This is a genomic window from Achromobacter deleyi (assembly GCF_902859705.1).
Lineage (GTDB): Bacteria > Pseudomonadota > Gammaproteobacteria > Burkholderiales > Burkholderiaceae_B > Achromobacter > Achromobacter deleyi.
On record NZ_CADIJO010000010.1, the window covers coordinates 68290 to 85871 of the forward strand.

At 67.0% G+C, this 17582-nt stretch carries 15 protein-coding genes; 10 read left to right on the top strand and 5 right to left on the bottom strand.

What is annotated here, in order from left to right:
* Positions 1 to 41 precede the first annotated feature (41 nt).
* From HV798_RS15880 to dapD, 8 genes are all read left to right on the top strand, one after another.
* Positions 42 to 1685, top strand: coding sequence for an ABC transporter substrate-binding protein (locus tag HV798_RS15880; protein WP_175193632.1), 1644 nt, complete (start codon positions 42 to 44; stop codon positions 1683 to 1685).
* A gap of 48 nt (positions 1686 to 1733) precedes the next feature.
* Entirely contained in the window at positions 1734 to 2711 is a 978-nt protein-coding gene (locus HV798_RS15885) for an ABC transporter permease (protein ID WP_025139725.1), read from the top strand.
* A 5-nt stretch (positions 2712 to 2716) separates the two neighbouring features.
* A complete protein-coding gene (locus HV798_RS15890) occupies positions 2717 to 3634 on the top strand; it encodes an ABC transporter permease (protein WP_025139726.1) in 918 nt (305 codons plus the stop codon).
* A complete protein-coding gene (locus HV798_RS15895) occupies positions 3631 to 4614 on the top strand; it encodes an ABC transporter ATP-binding protein (RefSeq protein WP_175193633.1) in 984 nt (327 codons plus the stop codon). The genes HV798_RS15890 and HV798_RS15895 overlap by 4 nt, the downstream gene beginning before the upstream one ends.
* A complete protein-coding gene (locus tag HV798_RS15900) occupies positions 4611 to 5621 on the top strand; it encodes an ABC transporter ATP-binding protein (protein ID WP_175193634.1) in 1011 nt (336 codons plus the stop codon). Before HV798_RS15895 ends, HV798_RS15900 begins: the two co-directional genes overlap by 4 nt.
* A 5-nt stretch (positions 5622 to 5626) precedes the next feature.
* Entirely contained in the window at positions 5627 to 6532 is a 906-nt protein-coding gene (locus HV798_RS15905; protein WP_175193635.1) for an alpha/beta hydrolase family protein, read from the top strand.
* 42 nt (positions 6533 to 6574) lie between these two features.
* Positions 6575 to 7702, top strand: coding sequence for a M20 family metallopeptidase (locus HV798_RS15910; protein WP_025139730.1), 1128 nt, complete (start codon positions 6575 to 6577; stop codon positions 7700 to 7702).
* A 989-nt stretch (positions 7703 to 8691) separates the two neighbouring features.
* Complete coding sequence (gene dapD / locus HV798_RS15915) at positions 8692 to 9672, top strand: 2,3,4,5-tetrahydropyridine-2,6-dicarboxylate N-succinyltransferase (protein WP_175193636.1); 981 nt, start codon at positions 8692 to 8694, stop codon at positions 9670 to 9672.
* Positions 9673 to 9783: 111 nt separating this feature from the next.
* On the opposite strand, the gene HV798_RS15920 is transcribed toward dapD, so the two are convergent.
* Together HV798_RS15920 and HV798_RS15925 are read right to left on the bottom strand one after the other, a co-directional pair.
* On the bottom strand, positions 9784 to 10410 hold the full coding sequence (locus HV798_RS15920) for a hypothetical protein (RefSeq protein ID WP_175193637.1): 627 nt from the start codon (positions 10408 to 10410) through the stop codon (positions 9784 to 9786).
* A gap of 135 nt (positions 10411 to 10545) precedes the next feature.
* Positions 10546 to 11478: a GlxA family transcriptional regulator gene (locus HV798_RS15925; RefSeq protein ID WP_175193638.1), complete on the bottom strand. Its 933-nt coding sequence runs from the start codon at positions 11476 to 11478 to the stop codon at positions 10546 to 10548.
* A gap of 162 nt (positions 11479 to 11640) precedes the next feature.
* Here HV798_RS15925 and HV798_RS15930 point away from each other — a divergent pair, with 162 nt between their 5' ends.
* A complete protein-coding gene (locus HV798_RS15930) occupies positions 11641 to 12477 on the top strand; it encodes an SDR family NAD(P)-dependent oxidoreductase (RefSeq protein ID WP_175193639.1) in 837 nt (278 codons plus the stop codon).
* On the opposite strand, the gene HV798_RS15935 is transcribed toward HV798_RS15930, so the two are convergent.
* The gene (locus HV798_RS15935; RefSeq protein ID WP_025139735.1) at positions 12444 to 13343 is read right to left on the bottom strand and encodes a class II glutamine amidotransferase; all 900 of its coding nucleotides are present in this window, start codon (positions 13341 to 13343) and stop codon (positions 12444 to 12446) included. The genes HV798_RS15930 and HV798_RS15935 overlap by 34 nt on opposite strands.
* A 138-nt stretch (positions 13344 to 13481) precedes the next feature.
* Between HV798_RS15935 and HV798_RS15940 the strand changes: the two genes are divergently transcribed.
* Positions 13482 to 14540 carry a threonine aldolase family protein gene (locus tag HV798_RS15940; protein ID WP_175193640.1) on the top strand — a complete coding sequence of 353 codons (1059 nt, stop codon included), beginning with the start codon at positions 13482 to 13484 and terminating at the stop codon, positions 14538 to 14540.
* 15 nt (positions 14541 to 14555) lie between these two features.
* On the opposite strand, the gene HV798_RS15945 is transcribed toward HV798_RS15940, so the two are convergent.
* Positions 14556 to 15383 carry an AraC family transcriptional regulator gene (locus HV798_RS15945; RefSeq protein ID WP_175193641.1) on the bottom strand — a complete coding sequence of 276 codons (828 nt, stop codon included), beginning with the start codon at positions 15381 to 15383 and terminating at the stop codon, positions 14556 to 14558.
* 72 nt (positions 15384 to 15455) lie between these two features.
* Positions 15456 to 17519: a UvrD-helicase domain-containing protein gene (locus HV798_RS15950; protein ID WP_175193642.1), complete on the bottom strand. Its 2064-nt coding sequence runs from the start codon at positions 17517 to 17519 to the stop codon at positions 15456 to 15458.
* Positions 17520 to 17582: the final 63 nt, after the last annotated feature.

Genomic DNA, 17582 nt, shown 5'->3' on the forward strand with positions numbered 1-17582 from the left:
ACGGCGCGCCGCCATCTATAAAAACACACCAAGGGAACACAATGTCCGCAAACGTTTTCATCCGCAGCGCCTTATCCGCCTGTACGCTGGCGGCCGCCACGGCCATCGGCGCCCCCGCGGCGCTGGCCCAGGCCGCCCCCCAGACGCTGCGAATCGGCCTGTCGTCCGAACCCACCGCGATGGACCCGCACTACCACCAGGCCACGCCGAACGACTCGATGACCTCGCACATCTTCGAGACGCTGGTGGGCCAGGACGCCAAGATGAACCTGATCCCGCGGCTGGCCACGGCCTGGAAGCCGGTGGACGACACCACCTGGGAATTCACGTTGCGCGACGGCGTGAAGTTCTCCAACGGCCAGCCGTTCACCGCCGACGACGTGATCTTCACGCTCTGCCGCGCGCTGCACAACGAACAATCCATCGCCGGCTCGTACGCCGCCGTGGTGCAGAAGCTGGCCAGCATCGACGTGCGCGACGGCAACGTGCTGGTCATCAAGACGCATCAACCCTACCCGCTGCTGCCCAACGACCTGACCCGCAACGCCATCCTCTGGAGCGGCATCGTCCAGCACGGCCCGATCCGCTTCGAACCCAAGACGGGTTGCGGCGTGACCGGCCCCTGGCCCACGATGGCCGACTTCAATACCGGCAAATCCGCCATCGGCACTGGCCCGTATGTGCTGAAGTCGTACGTCAAGGGCAACGCCATCGAACTGACCCGCAACGACGCCTATTGGGGCGACAAGCCCGCCTGGGCCAACGTGAAGCTGGTGCCGGTGCCCGCCGCCGGCCCGCGCCTGACGGGCCTGTTGGCCGGTGATTTCGACCTGATCGAAAACCCCGCGGCGCGCGACGTCAAGCGCATCTCGGAAACGCCGGGCTTCGGCTACGTCATCACGCCGTCGGTGCGGGTGGTGTACTTCCAGTTCGACGTGGCCCGCAGCCCCAGCCCCACGGTGCGCGCCGCCGACGGCAAGAACCCGCTGCGGGACGTGCGCGTGCGCCGCGCGATCTCGCTGGCGATCGACCGCAAGGCCATCACCCAGCGAATCATGGACGGCGCCGCCGTGCCCGCCAACCAGTTCCTGCCCGACGGCATGGCCGGCACGCTGCAGCCCGCGCCCGAACTCAAATACGACCCGGCCGCCGCCAAGAAGCTGCTGGCCGAGGCCGGCTACCCGGACGGCTTCGAGCTGACCATCTCGTCCACCAACGACCGCTACATCAACGACGCCCAGATTTCGCAGGCCGTCGCCCAGTACCTGTCGCGCGTGGGCATCAAGACCACGGTCGACGCCATGACGCGCTCGGTCTACTTCCCCAAGCGCGCCAAGCGCGAGTTCAGCTTCGCCATGGGCGGCTGGTCGTCGGAAACCGGCGAGGCCTCGTCGTTCCTGCAGTACTGGGTCAGCGCCTTCGACAAGGAACGCGGCCTGGGCACCAGCAACTATGGCGGCTACGACAACCCCGAATTCGACCGCGTCTTCAAGCGCGCCCTGGTCACCGTCGACCCGGCCGCCCGCGAAAAGCTGCTGCAGGAATCCCTGACCCTGGCCCTGGCCGACCTGCCCAGCATTCCGCTGCATTTCGAAAGCAGCATCTGGGCATTCAAGAAAGGGCTGACCTACGAAGGCCGCGCCGACCAATACACCCTGGCCATGTCGGCCAGACCCGCTAATTAAGATCGCCAATCCGGCGCCTGCAACCCGAGCCCACCAAGGAAATATCACGTGGCCCTTTTCATCCTACGCAGACTGATACAGAGTCTGTTCGTGCTGCTGGCCGTGTCGGTCGTGGTCTTCTTCGCGGTGTACGCCGTGGGCGACCCGATCGAACTGCTGGTCAGCCCCGAAGCCAGCCAGGCCGCCCGCGAAGCAATGATCGCGCGCCTGGGCCTGGACCTGCCGGTGTGGCAGCAATACACCGGCTTCCTGTGGCGCGCGCTGCATGGCGACCTGGGCACCTCGTTCGTGCACGGCATCCCCGCCATCGAACTGATCGTGCAGCGCATTCCCGCCACCTTCGAGCTGGTCATCCTGGCCATCGGCCTGACCTGTGTGGTCGGCATTCCGCTGGGCCTGGTGGCCGGCCTGTACCGCGACGAGCCCCTGGGCCGCGGCATCATGGGTTCTTCCGTGCTGGGCTTTTCGCTGCCCAACTTCTGGCAGGGCATGATGCTGATCCTGCTGTTCGCCGTCTGGCTGGGCTGGCTGCCGGCCACCGGCCGCGGCGAGACGGTCACCGTGCTGGGCGTGCGCCTGTCGATCCTGACGGCCGACGGCTGGTCGCACCTGATCCTGCCGGCGATCAACCTGGCGCTGGCCAACATCGCCCTGGTACTGCGCCTGACGGCCTCGGGCGTGGTCGAGGCCCGCAGCCAGGACTACGTGAAGTTCGCCCGCGCCAAGGGCGTCAAGCCCGGCCGCATCGTGCGCCGCCACATCCTGCGCAACATCCTGATCCCGGTGGTCACCGTGATCGGCATGGAATTCGGCAGCCTGATCGCCTATTCCACCATCACCGAAACCGTGTTCGCATGGCCCGGCATGGGCAAGCTGCTGATCGACAGCGTCTACCAGCTTGACCGCCCCGTGGTGGTCGCCTACGTGATGCTGGTCACCCTGATCTTCGTGGTCATCAACCTGGTCGTGGACATCCTGTACGCCGCGCTCGACCCGCGCGTGCAGCTCGTGACCCCTGCTCAATAACCGCCATGGCTAATCCTCCCAATACCGGCCGCACCCGTACCGTCCAGCCCCTGGCCGATACGCCCAAGCGCGCCTCGATCCTGAAGAAACTGCGGGCCCGTCCGACCGTGCGTGGCTCGGTCATCGCCCTGATCATCCTGATCGTGCTGGTGGTGTTCGCACCCTACTTCGCACCGCAGAATCCCTATGACCTGGCCAACCTGTCGCTGATGGACGGCCGCCTGGCGCCGCGCCAGGCCCTGATGGACGGCAGCATCGCCTGGCTCGGCACCGACGACCAGGGCCGCGACATGCTCAGCGCCATCCTGTATGGCCTGCGGATCAGCCTGATGGTGGGCTTGTCCGCCGTGGTGCTGGCCACCGCCGTGGGCGGCGCGGTCGGGCTGGTGGCTGCCTACATCGGCGGCCTGGTCGACACCGTGCTGATGCGCATCGTCGACTTCATCCTGGGCTTTCCGACCATCCTGGTAGCGCTGGTGCTGTTGGTGGTGCTGGGGCGCGGGGTGGACAAGGTGATCCTGGCGCTGGTGCTGGTGCAGTGGGGCCACTACGCCCGCATCATGCGCAGCCGCGCGCTGCAGGAACGCCGCAAGGAATACGTCGAGGCCGCCGCCAACCTGGGCTTTCCGGCGTGGCGCATCATGGTGTTCCACCTGCTGCCCAACTGCCTGGGCCCCGTGATGGTGTTCGCCACCATCCAGATCGCCACCGCCATTGCGCTGGAAGCGACGCTGTCGTTCCTGGGGGTGGGCGTGCCCATCACCGAGCCGTCGCTGGGCCTGTTGATTTCCAACGGCTTCCAGTACCTGCTGTCGGGCGACTATTGGATCAGTTTGTTCCCGGGCATTGCCCTGCTGGTGCTGATCCTCTCCATCAACATCGTAGGCGACCGCCTGCGCGAGAGCCTGGACCCCAAGCGATGAGCGACGTTCTTCTTGAGGTGCGCGGCCTGCGCACCGCATTCCATACCGAAGCCGGCGCGTGGCTGGCGGTCGACGGCGTCGACCTCACCGTGCGCCGTGGCGAAATCGTGGGCCTGGTCGGCGAATCGGGTTCGGGCAAGTCGGTCACCGGCTTCTCGCTGCTGGGTCTGATCGACCCGCCGGGCGAAGTCGTCGACGGCGAGGTCAAGTTCAAGGGCAACGACCTGCGCAAGCTCTCGGAAGAGCAGATGCGCCAGTTGCGCGGCAACCGCATCGCCATGATCTTCCAGGACCCGCTGATGACGCTCAACCCGGTGCTGCGCATCGGCGAGCAGATGATGGAAGCCATCCTGACGCACGAAGACGTGCCGCGCGCCCAGGCGCTGGAGCGCTGCCGCGAGGCGCTGGCCATGGTCGGCATTCCGTCGCCGGAAAAGCGCCTGAAAAGCTATCCGCACGAGTTCTCGGGCGGCATGCGCCAGCGCGTGGCGATCGCGATCGCCATGCTCAACAAGCCCGACCTGATCATCTGCGACGAACCCACCACGGCGCTGGACGTCACCATCCAGGGCCAGATCCTGTACCGCATGCAGGAGATCTGCCGCGAACACAACACGGCGCTGATCTGGATCACCCATGACCTGGGCGTGGTGGCCGAGCTGGCCGACCGCGTCGCGGTCATGTACGCCGGCCGCATCGTCGAAAGCGGTCCGGTCGAACAGGTGCTGGACGCACCCCGCCACCCCTACACCAAGGGCCTGCTCGACTCGATGCCCGGCTCGACCCAGCCGGGCGCGCGCCTGCACCAGATCAACGGCATGGCGCCCAGCCTGGCCGGCCGCCCGTCGGGCTGTGCCTTCCGGCCGCGCTGCGCCCACGCGGTCACGCGCTGCACCGAACAAGCCCCCACCATCACCACCGAAGGTCCGCGCAGCTATCGCTGTTACGTCCCGATCGCCCGCGAGGCCGAGCAAGCATGAGCCAAGCCGATACCCCCGTCATCGAGCTCAAGAACGTCCACAAGCGCTTCGAGCAGCGGCCCGACCTGGCCCAGCGCATCCTGGCCCTGGGCGGCCGCCCCATCGACCGCCGCACCGTCTATGCCGTCAACGGCGTGGACCTGCGCATCGGCCGCGGCGAAGTCGTCGGCCTGGTCGGCGAGTCCGGCTGTGGCAAGTCCACCCTGGGCCGCGTCGTGGCCGGCCTGCACCGCCAGACCGAAGGCGACCTGCTCTACCAGGGCCAGGACGCCCGCCGCCTGCGCGGCGCCGACAAGCTCGCCTACACGCTGGGCGTGCAGATGATTTTCCAGGACCCGCAGGCCTCGCTGAATCCGCGCCAGCGCCTGCGCCAGATCCTGGGCGAATCGCTCAAGGTGCACAAGCTGGCGCCGCCGGCCGAGATTCCCTCGCGCATCGACCAGGCGCTGACGGAAGTGGGCCTGGACACCGAGTACCGCGACCGCTTCCCGCACCAGATCTCGGGCGGCCAGCGCCAGCGCATCGGCATCGCCCGTGCGCTGATGGTGGCGCCCAAGTTCCTGGTGTGCGACGAACCGGTTGCCGCGCTGGACGTGTCGATCCAGGCGCAGGTGATCAACCTGTTCATGGACCTGCGCGAACAGCACGGCTTCACGTACCTGTTCATCAGCCACGACCTGGGCGTGGTCAAGCACATCTCGGACCGCGTCGCGATCATGTACCTGGGCAAGATCGTCGAGATCTCGACGTCGGCCGAGATTTTCGCGCGCGCCAACCACCCGTACACTCAGGCATTGATGGCCGAGGTGCCGGACGTGGCCCGCCGGGGCCGCAAGTTCACGCCGATCAAGGGTGAAATCCCGTCGCCGCTGAACCCGCCGCCGGGCTGCACGTTCAACCCGCGCTGTCCCCACGCCATGCCGCGCTGCCGCGAGCAGGCGCCGTCCCTGAAAGAAATATCGCCGGGCCACTGGTCGGCCTGCCACCTGAACGAAGCCACCGCCTGAACGCCATGAAACCCTCTGACATGTCCAACAAGGACCGCATCGCCATCGAAATGGGCCATGCGGGCCGCAATACCATCGCCTACATCGACGAAGACCGCAATTCCGACCGTCCGTTCAAGCTGCAGACCTACCGCCCCTACGGCTACACGCCGGACCGCCCGGTGGTAATCGTGCAGCACGGCGTGCTGCGCAACGGCGACGAATACCGCGACTTCTGGGTCGAGGCGGCCGACAAGCACAAGCTGCTGATCGTGGCGCTGACGTTCTCCAACGAGATCTGGCCCGGCGTCGAAAGCTACAACAACGGCCGCGTGTTCTCGGCCGGCGGCAACCCGCGCCACATCGACGGCTGGACCTACGCGCTGGTGGGCAACGTGATCCGCGACATGATCGACGGCGAAATCACCGACGGCCAGAACATCTACCTGTTCGGTCACTCGGCCGGCGGCCAGTTCGTGCACCGCCTGATGAGCAGCCAGTCGCACGCCCCGTTCAAGGCGGTGGCGGCAGGCAACCCGGGCTGGTACACACTACCGACGTTCGACTACCCCTTCCCCGAAGGCATGGACGGCGTGGGCCTGACCGAAGACCATCTGGTCAAGCTGCTGGCGTACCCGATGATGATCATGGCGGGCGACCAGGACATCGCCACGGACGACCCCAACCTGCCGTCGGAACCAGCCGCGATGCGCCAGGGCCCGCACCGTTTCGCGCGCGCCCACAACTACTTCGAAGCCGGCCGCAAGGAAGCCGAACGCCGCGGCGTGCCGTTCAACTGGACGCTGCAAGTGGTTCCCGGCATCGGCCACGACGGCCGCGCGATGTCCGCCGTCTGCGCCAGCCTGTGGTTTGACGGCCGCATGCCCGACGACGCCGAACTGGCCCGCCTGGCCGGCCAGCAGGTCGCCTGAACGCTTCCCCCATTTTCCCCGCCGATATTCCCGGATACCGCTATGTCTTCTACCCGTACTGAACAGCTCGTCGCCGGCATCCAAAGCTGGCTGCAATGCGAATCGCCCTCGAACTTCCCCGACGGCATCGCCGCCATGGCCCGCATCATCGCCGACTACGCGGCCGCGGCCGGCCTGACGGTGGAACTGTCGTCGCTGGGCCCCACGACCGGCCCGCTGCTGTACGCCACCAACCGCGCCCCCGGCGACACGCGCCCCGGCATCCTGATCCTGGCGCACATGGACACGGTGCACCCGGTGGGCACGCTGCTCGAAAACCCGGTGCGCATCGACGGCGACCGCCTGTACGGCCCGGGCAGCTACGACATGAAAGCCGGCATCTACCTGGCGCTGACGGCGCTGGCGGGCGTGGCTCGTCCGGGCGCGACGCAACTGCCGGTGGATTTCCTGGTGGTGCCTGACGAAGAAACCGGCAGCCATGCCTCGCGCGTGCACATCGAACGTTTCGCGGCCAACGCGAAGTACGCGCTGGTGTGCGAACCGGCCCGCCCGAACGGAGGCAAGTGCGTGACGGCGCGCAAGGGCACGGGCATGCTGAACCTGAACGTGAAGGGCCGCCCGGCCCACGCCGGGATGCAGCACGAGAAGGGCCGCAGCGCGATCCGCGAGATGGCGCACCAGGTGCTGGCGCTGGAAGCGATGACGGACTACGAGCGCGGCATCACGGTCAGCGTGGGCACGATCGCCGGCGGCACGGTAACGAACACGGTGCCGGCGCTGTGCCGCTGCGTGGTGGATTTCCGCGTGCCGGACATGGGCGCGGCAGAAGACGTGCTGCGCCGCATGCGCGAGCTGTGCGCAGTGGGCCCGGACGTGGAACTGGACATCGACGTGGAACTGAACCGCCCGCCGATGGTAAAGACAGAAGAAGCCGCCGCCCTGCTGGCGCTGGTACAAGGCTACGCAGAACGCGCAGGCTTCCTGCTGGAAGACGCCCCGATGACGGGCGGCGGCAGCGACGCCAACTTCACCTCGGCCATGGGAATCCCGACACTCGATGGTTTGGGTGCGGACGGAGATGGTGCTCATACTTTGAATGAGTACATCTTGGTTTCTACGTTGGAGCAGCGGTTGAAGTTTTGGGAGTTGTTGTTGAAGGATTTGGCTTAAAAAATCTGGTCGGTTTAGTGCGTGCGGTTGGGTTCTTAAGCCGCGCGTGACGGGGCAGGCAGGGGGTGGGCGGGGCTACGATTGCGGTCCGGAGCCTTCGCTCCGGACTACCCCGTCCTCATCCTCGTACGCCTTCGGCTCCCTACGGATTCCGTCGGGCGCATCTAACGCCCCGCCCACCCCCTGCCTGCCCCGCCACGCGCTCTTGCTGCTGATTAGTCACGGCCTCTGGGGCGAGCGGTGTGCTTGGCATGCTAGCCACCATCAGGGGGGGTTGGCGGGGTGGGACGGTGCCCGCCTCGTGCCGGCCGCGCGGGCGGCCTTACGAGGCTTACGCGTCGTCTTGCGTGCACCGATGCCGCTCTCGCGCTTGCGGGGATCGCGCGCGTTTTGATCATCTGTTGAATTGCCCTCCACCGGCCACCGGTCTTCTAGCGGCGCGGATGCCGTGGCGTTCCACACCCATGTGCAACGCCCGATGGGCGGCGCGCGAGACAGTCAGCATGCGCAAGCCAGTGCCTGCTCGCGCCGCCCATCACCGCCCCCTCCCCCCTGACTGCGAACCATTAGAAAACCAATCTCCAACAGCGCGAAGCGCCCCCGCAACACTTTCCAGCAACGCAATGCCAAACGTGGCCGCCCGCGCGGCCACGGCTTGGCGACCCTGTAGATCCCATACCCTGACCACAGGTCCAGCAGCGCAACGCCCCCAGACGCACGTAGTCCCTGGCGGCGGTGGCATGCGGGGCGGGCAACCTCGATGCGCCCGAGGGAATCTGAAGGGAGCCGAAGGCGGACGAAGATGACGACGGGGCAGTCCGGAGCGAACGCTCCGGACCGCAATCGTGGGCGCCCGCCCCGCATGCCACCGCCGCCAGGGACGACCTACGAAGTACGCAGCCCCGCAAGATACAAACACAAACAACCTGGCCTAGAATATTCCCCCAGAGCACCCCCAAAAAGAACCACAACAGAACTCAGCAAGAACCATGTCCCAAGCCATTCAAACCAGCGCCATCGCCTACGGCCTAGCCACTATTGCCGCCGACGGCACCGTTCTTGATACTTGGTATCCGCGCCCCTCCCTGGCCGACAACTCGCCCGCCGGCGGCACTCGTCACCTGACGCCTGAAGAAGCCCGCGCCGCCCTCGGTGAACACGTGCCGACTTCACTTGGCCGCGACACCCGCCGGAAAGTCGATATCGTGGCCGTGCGTACTGCCATCGCTTCGCTCGATGCGCCGCCCGCCGATGCGCATGATGCTTATCTGCGCCTGCATCTGCTCAGTCATCGGCTCATCCGGCCGCACGGCGCCAACCTGGATGGCTTGTTCAATGTGTTGGCCAATGTCGCCTGGACGTCGGTCGGGCCTTGCGCCGTCGATCAGGTCGACGCCCTGCGTTGGCAACTGCGCGCCACCGGACAGGTGCTGGAGATTCGCGGCGTCGACAAGATTCCGCGCATGACCGATTACGTCGTGCCGGCGGGCGTGCGCATTGCCGATACCGCGCGCGTGCGGCTCGGTGCGCATCTGGCCGCGGGCACCACCGTGCTGCACGAAGGCTTCTGCAACTTCAATGCCGGCACCCTGGGGGCTTCCATGGTCGAAGGCCGCATCAGTGCGGGCGTCATCGTCGATGATGGCACCGACGTCGGCGGCGGCGCTTCCATCATGGGCACCATGTCTGGTGGCGGCAAACAGGTCGTTGCCATCGGCAAGCGCTGCCTGCTCGGCGCCAACTCGGGCATCGGCATCTCGTTGGGCGATGACTGCGTCGTCGAAGCGGGGTGCTATGTCACCGCCGGCACGCGCGTGCTCACGCCCGAAGGGGCCGTGGTCAAGGCCGTCGAACTGGCCGGCCAGCATGGGCTGCTGTTCCGTCGCAACTCGCAGACCGGAGCCGTCGAAACACTGGTGCGCACCGCGGCTTGGGGCACGCTCAACCCGGCCCTGCATACGGGCCATTGATCCGCGCGGCGAACGCCGCGCCCCCACGACACAAGGGCCGCTTTCGCGGCCCTTGATGCTTCGGGGATTGCGCCATGCGCCTGGCGTGTGACGCCAGAGGCGTCCAGGCCGTCAGGCCGATGCCGCTTGCGCCGTTTCACCCAGGCGGTCGTAGACCAGGTTCACGAACAGGTCCGAACTGAGGATGCGCGCGGCGGGGCACGAGAACACCGTGGCGCCGTCGTCGGTGCGCAGGCTGACCGTTTCGGTCCAGTCGTTCAGGTCGATGCGTTGCAGCGATTCGTAGGGCCAGGTGTCGGCGCCGATGTGCAGGCCTTCGGCCGACAGGGCCAGTTCGCGCGTGGTCAGGTCGGGGAAATCGCCGCCATCCAGCGTGCGGAACGCCACCTTCGCGCCGTCGGCCAGGCGGGCTTCGAGCACCGGCAGGCGCTGGTCGACCAGGCGCGAGCGGAAGGCATCCATGAAGCGGGGGAATTCGGCGATGTCGCCCGGCACCAGGGTCCAGTCGGGTTCGGCGCGGCTGCGGTAGGCGAAGCGGTCGATGCCGTCGGGGCCGGTTTGCGGGCCGGGGGCAGACAAGTACAGGTCGGAGATGTCGGCGAAGGCGGTGTAGTAGCGTTCGCCGTCTTGCTGGCGGACGATGCCGCGCTCGTGCAATTCAAAGCAATCCGGGGTGCTCCCCGTGTCTACAAACACCGCCAATGCATCAGGAGCCTGCGGGGTTTTGTCATCAGTCATGCAACTTCCTTATTGGAATCAGGGTGCTTTCGCGGCCCAGGAACGTCGCAAAGTCATGCGATACGCATTCTCCCCCATATCGGCAAAGCGTGCTTGATGACCCCGTTTTAGCGGCCAGATGCGGCAATAACGGGGTCAGGCGCGCATCAATCGTTGCATCGCCTGCGGCGATTGGCCGAATGCGCGCAGGAAGGCCTTGCGCATGCGATCGCGGTCGCCGAAGCCCGTTTCGCGCGCGACCACCTCGGCCGGATGGCGGCCGGACTGCATCATGCCCTGCGCGGCCTCCAGCCGCAGGTGTTCCACCGCCTTGGCGGGCGATTGGCCGGTTTCCAGGCGAAAGACCCGGCTGAACTGGCGCGGGCTCAAGTGCGCGGCGCGGGCCAGTTCGTCGACCGACAGTTCGGCCTTCAGATTGGCCTTGGCGTAAGCCAGCGCCGTCTGCACCCGGTCGGACTTGGGGTCCAGTTCCAGCAACGCGGAATACTGCGACTGGCCGCCCGCGCGGCGCTGCGTCAGCACCAGCTTGCGCGCCACCATGCGGGCCACGTCCGCGCCCAGATCGGCTTCCACCATGGCCAGTGCCATGTCCACGCCCGCGCTCATGCCCGCCGATGTCCAGATCGGGCCGTCGGCGACATAGATACGGTCTTCGTCCACCTGCACGCCGGGATATTCGCGCTGCAAGCGTCGCGCGAAGTGCCAGTGCGTGGTGACGCGGCGCCCTTGCAGCAGGCCGGCCTGCGCCAGGATGAAGGCGCCGGTGCACATCGCGGCGCAGCGGTGCACGCGCTTGCTGGCGGCCTGCAAGGCGCGCAGCAAACCCTCGGACGCCCCCGCGCCATTGTTGTCGCCGGCCACGATCAGCGTGTCGAACGTGCGTCGGCCCAGCTTGGTGGAATCCACCGAAAAGCCCTGTGAGCTGGGCACCGGGCCGCCGTGCTCGGACACCAGCGTCACCCGGTACTGCACTGACCCCAGGTGCATGTTGACCGTTTCGAAGACGGAACTGGCGGCCAGGCTCAGAACCTGGAAACCGGGGTGCAGCACGATCGCGATCGTTTTCATGAAGAGGCCCGCCAACAGAAGCAAAGGCCTGGTTCAGGCCCGGATTCGACTGATTCAGTCGGATGTCCTAAAAAGACGTTTCTATGTCATTGAGGATATTTCCTGCCAATTCTACTCTGCATGGGTACCGGCGGCATCCACCGCCTTTCTCTCGGAGCCAACATGAGCAATACCCCCCTGAATCACACCCCCGGCCGCGCCCTGGTCACCGGCGCCTCGACCGGTATCGGCGCACGCTACGCGCATCACCTGGCCCGCCGCGGCCACGACCTGACGCTGGTGGCGCGCAACGCCGCCCGGCTGGAAGCATTGGCCGCGCGCCTGCGCGCCGAAACCGGCCGCGACGTACGCGTATTGCCGGCCGATCTGGCCGATGCCGATGGCCTGGTCCGGGTGGCGCGTGAGCTGCGTGAAGACGAATCGCTGACCGTGCTGGTGAACAACGCCGGTATCGGCGCGGTGGCGCCGCTGCTGCAATCGGACCCCGACCAGATGCAGGCCATGATCGACCTGAACGTCAGTGCGTTGACGCGCCTGACCATGGCCGCGGTGCCGGGGTTCGTCGCGCGCGGCAATGGCACGCTGATCAACATTGCGTCGGTCGTGGCGCTGCATCCGGAACTGCTCAACGGTGTCTATGGCGCCAGCAAGGCCTATGTGCTGGCGTATTCGCAATCGCTGCGCCACGAACTGGCCGACAAGGGCGTGCGCATCCAGGCCGTGCTGCCGGGCGCCACCGGCACCGACTTCTGGGACCTGGCGGGCAAGCCGGCCCGCGAATTGCCGGCCGCCATCGTGATGAGCGCCGACGACATGGTGCAGGCCGCGCTGGCCGGCCTGGACCAGGGCGAATTCGTGACCATTCCCGCCTTGGGCGACGCGGCCTTGTGGCAGCGCCTGGAAGACGCGCGCCAGGCGCTGGGCCCGGAACTGTCTCGCAACGCGCCCGCGGCCCGCTACGGCGTTCAGGCGCCCGGCGCTACCGGCACGAACGGGTAATGCTCCACCCGGCCGTGCGCCGCGATGATGGCGGTGGCCTCGGGCACTTCTTCCCAGGCCCCCGGCATCTCGGTCAACGGCTCGGACAGCAGCAGGAAGGCGTTGTCGTCCAGCGACGCGATCTGCGGATCATCCGGATACAGCTGGCGCAGGTGCTGCACGCAGGTGTTGTGAAACAGCGTGCGCGATTCGCGTTCGCTGGAATAGCGCACCGCGATCAGCCGTTCGCCGTCCAGGGCGCAGACCGTCATGTTGATAGGCTGCGCCACGCCATGGCGCCGGCCGGTCTCTTCGACCGCGCCGACCATGCGCGCCAGCGCCGGCAGCGCGTCTTCTTCCAGGCCGAACGTCAGCGCCAGCAGAAACATCACCTCGGAATCGGTCGACCCTTCCAGTGACCCGAAATAGCTCGGCGCGATCATCAGCATCAGGTCGCGCCGAAGCAGCGGATAGTCGCGGATGACGCCGTTGTGCACGAACAGCCAGTTGCCGTGGCGAAACGGGTGGCAGTTGGTTTCCTGGGCCGGGGTGTCGGTGGCGGCGCGGATGTGCGCCACGAACAGCGGCGCGTGGATGGCGCGCGCCGCTTCGCGCAGGTTGCGGTCGTTCCAGGCAGGGTGCACGCTGCGGTAGCGGAATGGCGGCTCTTGGGGCGGGCTTGCCTGAGGTGCACCATTCGGTGCTTGGCCATTCGGGTGGCGGCCGCCCCGCGGCGGGCTGTACCAGCCCAGGCCGAAACCGTCGCCATTGGTGGTGGTGACGCTCATGCGTGCGTGCAGGCTCTGGTCGATCAGAGAGTGCTTGGCCTTGAACAGCACGCTCTCCATTTGCAGGGGACTACCGGTGTAAGCGAGCCAGCGGCACATGATGCGCTCCTTCAAGACAGGCCCGGCGCGGGGCCTTGGCGATACGTCCCAGTGTAAGCGGCGTGCAATTTTCTACAAGCCCGCCTGCCGCCGGGTCGGCATAGTGGGCATTCGCCTTATCCGCCAGAGAGCCTTGCCTTGGACACTTCCCCCCCGTTTTCCCCGCAGCTGGGCTTTTCCAGCGACAACATCGCCGGCGCCAGCCCGCAAGTCCTGGATGCGCTGCTGCGCGCCAATGAGGGACAGGCCCAACCCTATGGCGCCGACGACGCCAGCCAGCGCGTGACCCGACAACTGGCCGAGATTTTCGAACGCGAGGTCGAGGTGTTGCTGGTGCCCACCGGCACCGCGGCCAATTCGCTGGCGCTGTCCGTGCTGACGCCGCCGTGGGGCAGCGTGCTGTGCCACGCGCAAAGCCATATCGCCAACGACGAATGCGGCGCGCCGCAGTTCTACACCAGCGGCGCCCGCCTGACGCTGCTCGATGGCGACGCCGCCAAGATCGACCCGGCGCAGCTCGCCGTCGAAGTGCACCGCAAAGTCGGCGACGTGCATTCCATGCAGCCCGCCTGCGTCAGCATCACTCAGGGGACTGAAACCGGCAGCGTCTACACGCTGGCTGAAATCGCCGCGATCAGCGAGATCTGCCAGGGCGCCGGCTTGCCCCTGCACATGGACGGCGCACGCTTTGCCAACGCGCTGGTCAGCCTGGGCTGCACCCCCGCCGAGATGACCTGGAAGGCGGGCGTCAAGGCGCTGTCGTTCGGCGCCACCAAGAACGGCGTGCTGGGCGCGGAAGCCATCGTGCTGTTCGAGCCGGGCCTGGCCACCGAACTGGCCTACCGGCGCAAGCGCGGCGGTCACCTGTTCTCGAAGATGCGCCTGCTGTCGGCCCAGATGGAAGCCTATCTGGACGACGGCCTGTGGCTGCGCAACGCGCGCCAGGCCAACGCCATGGCGGCCCGCCTGGCCGCCGGCATGGCCGACCTGCCGGGCGTGCAAACGCAAGGGCCGGTACAGGCCAATATCCTGTTCTGCCGCCTGCCCGCTGCGGCCATCGATGGGCTGCTGGCACAGGGCTTTCGCTTCTATCACGATCGCTGGGGCCCTGGCGTGGTGCGCCTGGTCACCTCGTTCGCCACGCGTGAGCAGGACGTGGACCATTTCCTGGCGGCCCTGCGCGAACAGTGCCGGTAGGGATTCATATCGGGGCTACGCTGCGCGCCGAAACGCCGACGGCGCCACGCCGTAGGCCGTGCGAAACGCGCGGTTGAAGTGGCTTTGATCGTAGAAGCCCACGTCGGCCGCGACCTGCGCGATCGACGCCTGCGCGCGCGCCAGCACCGCGCAGGCCCGCTCCAGGCGCAGCCGCGTCAGCCAGGCATGCGGGGTCAGGCCGACCGATAGCGCGAAACGCCGCAAGAACTGGTAGCGGCTCAGCCCGCACAGCCGCGCCAGGTCTTGCAGGCTGATCTTGTCGGCCATATGGGCCTGGCAGTAATCCAGCACCCGGCGCGTGTGCGTCGCCGACAGCCCGCCGCGAATGTCCTGCGGCGCCACGGCGCCGGTACGGGCGAACAAGGCGCCCATCAGCGCCAGCGACACAGATTCGTGCGCCAGCGGACCGGAAGGCGCGCCGTCCATCCACGACGCGTGCAATGCCACGAAGCGGGCCGCCAGCCGCGCATCTTCGAGCAGCGTGCCCGTGAAGCGCTCGTGCGGCCCCGCCCCCGAGACTTCGGCGATGAAACCGCGCATCAGGTCCGGCGCGATGCGGAAGGTCTTGAGCGTGTAGCGGTTGCCATAGTCATCCACGCCAGTGCCGTCATGGATCTCGCCCGGCGGCATCAACGCCACCGCGCCCGGGCCCAGCAGGATGCTCTGGCCGCCGAAGGTCTGGCGCTGCACGCCCTGGGTCACCAGGCCGATGTGGTAATCGACGTGGTAATGCCGGTCGAACTGGAATTCGCACAGGCGCGCCACGCCCAGCACCAGGCCCGGCGTGCCCGCCACCGCTTGATATCGAACGTCGTCCTTCATGGATAGCGCCATGGTGCAAAGCGGCAGGTATACGCCCGCAAGCCGCCCTCCGTCATGTAATTTATTGCGGCGCTACTTCTTGAGCAACGCCTTGAGCATGGCCATGCGCTCTTTGGGATTCATGGCGGCCGTGGTTTCGTCTTCCTGCACGGTCGGGTCATCCAGCCCCATTTCCTCGATGAAGCGCGACGGCTCGCGCACGACGTCTTCGCGCGCCCGGCGGCGGCGCTTGCACCAGCTGAGGTTCAGGCTGCGCTGCGCCCGCGTGATGCCCACGTACATCAGGCGGCGTTCTTCCTGGATGCGGGTGGCCAGGTTCTCGGCAGCGCGTGCCGGGTCGCCGTCTTCGTCGTCCTTGCCCAGGTGCGGCAGCAGGCCTTCCTCGACGCCGGCCAGGTACACGTGCGGATACTCCAGCCCCTTGGACGCGTGCAGGGTCGACATCTTGACCGCGTCCGGCTCTTCTTCTTCGCCGCGTTCCAGCATGGTGACCAGCGCCACGTGCTGCACCAGGTCGAACAGCGACATGTTGTCTTCTTCGGCCTTGCGCTTGAGCCAGCCGGTCAGTTCCAGCACGTTCTGCCAGCGCGTCTGCGCGGGCCGCTCGTCGAACAGTTCGAACAGGTGGCGTTCGTACTGGATCGCCTGCACCAGGTCGTCCAGGATGACGCCGGCCGGTTCGGCCGGCGCGGCGTCCTTGCCCGACGTGGCGCCGCGGCCGGCGCGCCACTGCATGCGGCGAATGAATTCCGTAAAGGTGCGCAGCGGTTCCAGCTGACGCGGGGCCAGCTGGCTTTCCAGGCCGGTTTCTTCCACCGCCGCCAGCATCGAGAGCTCGCGGCTGGCGGCGTACTGGCCCAGCGTCTGCAACGTGGCCTGGCCGATGCCGCGCTTGGGCGTGGTGGCGGCGCGGATGAAGGCCGGGTCGTCATCGTCGTTGGCCAGCAGGCGCAGGTACGACAGCACGTCGCGCACTTCGGCCTTGTCGAAAAAGCTCTGCCCGCCCGAGATCGTGTACGGAATCTTCAGGTTGCGCAGCGCCTGCTCCAGGATGCGCGACTGGTGGTTGCCGCGATACAGGATGGCGAAGTCCTTCCACTGGGCCTGGCGCTCGAAGCGCGAGGCCGAGATCTTCATGGCGATGGACTCGGCTTCCTGCTCTTCGCCGTCCATCGGCGACACCAGGATCGGCTCGCCCACGCCCAGGTCCGACCAGAGCTTCTTGTCGAACAGCTTGGGGTTCTTTTCGATCACCTGGTTGGCCGCTGCCAGGATGCGCTGCACCGACCGGTAGTTCTGCTCCAGCTTGATGAGCTTGAGGTTCGGGTAGTCGGTCGTGAGCTTGGCCAGGTTCTCGATGGTGGCGCCGCGCCAGGCGTAGATGGCCTGGTCGTCGTCGCCCACCGCCGTGAACATGGCGCGCGAGCCGGTCAGCAGCTGCACCAGGCGGTACTGGCACACGTTGGTGTCCTGGTATTCGTCCACCAGCAGATAGCGCACGCGGTTCTGCCAGCGGGTGCGCACTTCTTCGTTGTTGGCCAGCAGCATCGCCGGGATGCGGATCAGGTCGTCGAAGTCCACCGCCTGGTAGGCGGCCAGCGTGGCGGCATAGCTGCGGTAGACATTGGCGGCCTCGACGTCGCCCGGCGTGATGGCTTCGCGCGCGGCATCGTCCGGTTCCATCAGCGCGTTCTTCCACAGCGAGATGATGCCCTGCACGTGGCGCAGACGGCCCTTGTCGGTAGTGGCCAGCAGTTCCTGGATGATCGCCATCGCGTCATCGGCATCCAGGATGGAAAACGTGGGTTTCAGGCCGGCATTGCGGGCCTCTTCGCGCAGCATCTTCACGCCCAGCGAGTGGAAGGTGCTGATGGTCAGGCCTTTGCCCAGCTTGCGGTCGACCAGCGTCTTGACGCGCTCGTCCATCTCGCGCGCGGCCTTGTTGGTGAAGGTCAGCGCCACCACGTTGCGGCCCATGTAACCGCATTCACGCAGCAGGTAGGCGATCTTCTGGGTGATCACGCGCGTCTTGCCGCTGCCGGCGCCGGCCAGCACCAGGCAGGGGCCGTCCAGGTACAGCACCGCTTCTTTCTGCGCGGGGTTCAGGCCGTGGCCAATGGGTTCGCTTGCGGACATGGTGACTCGGGGAAGGGAGAACGATCATAGAGCAATCAGGGTGACGGCGCCGAGGCCGCCGCC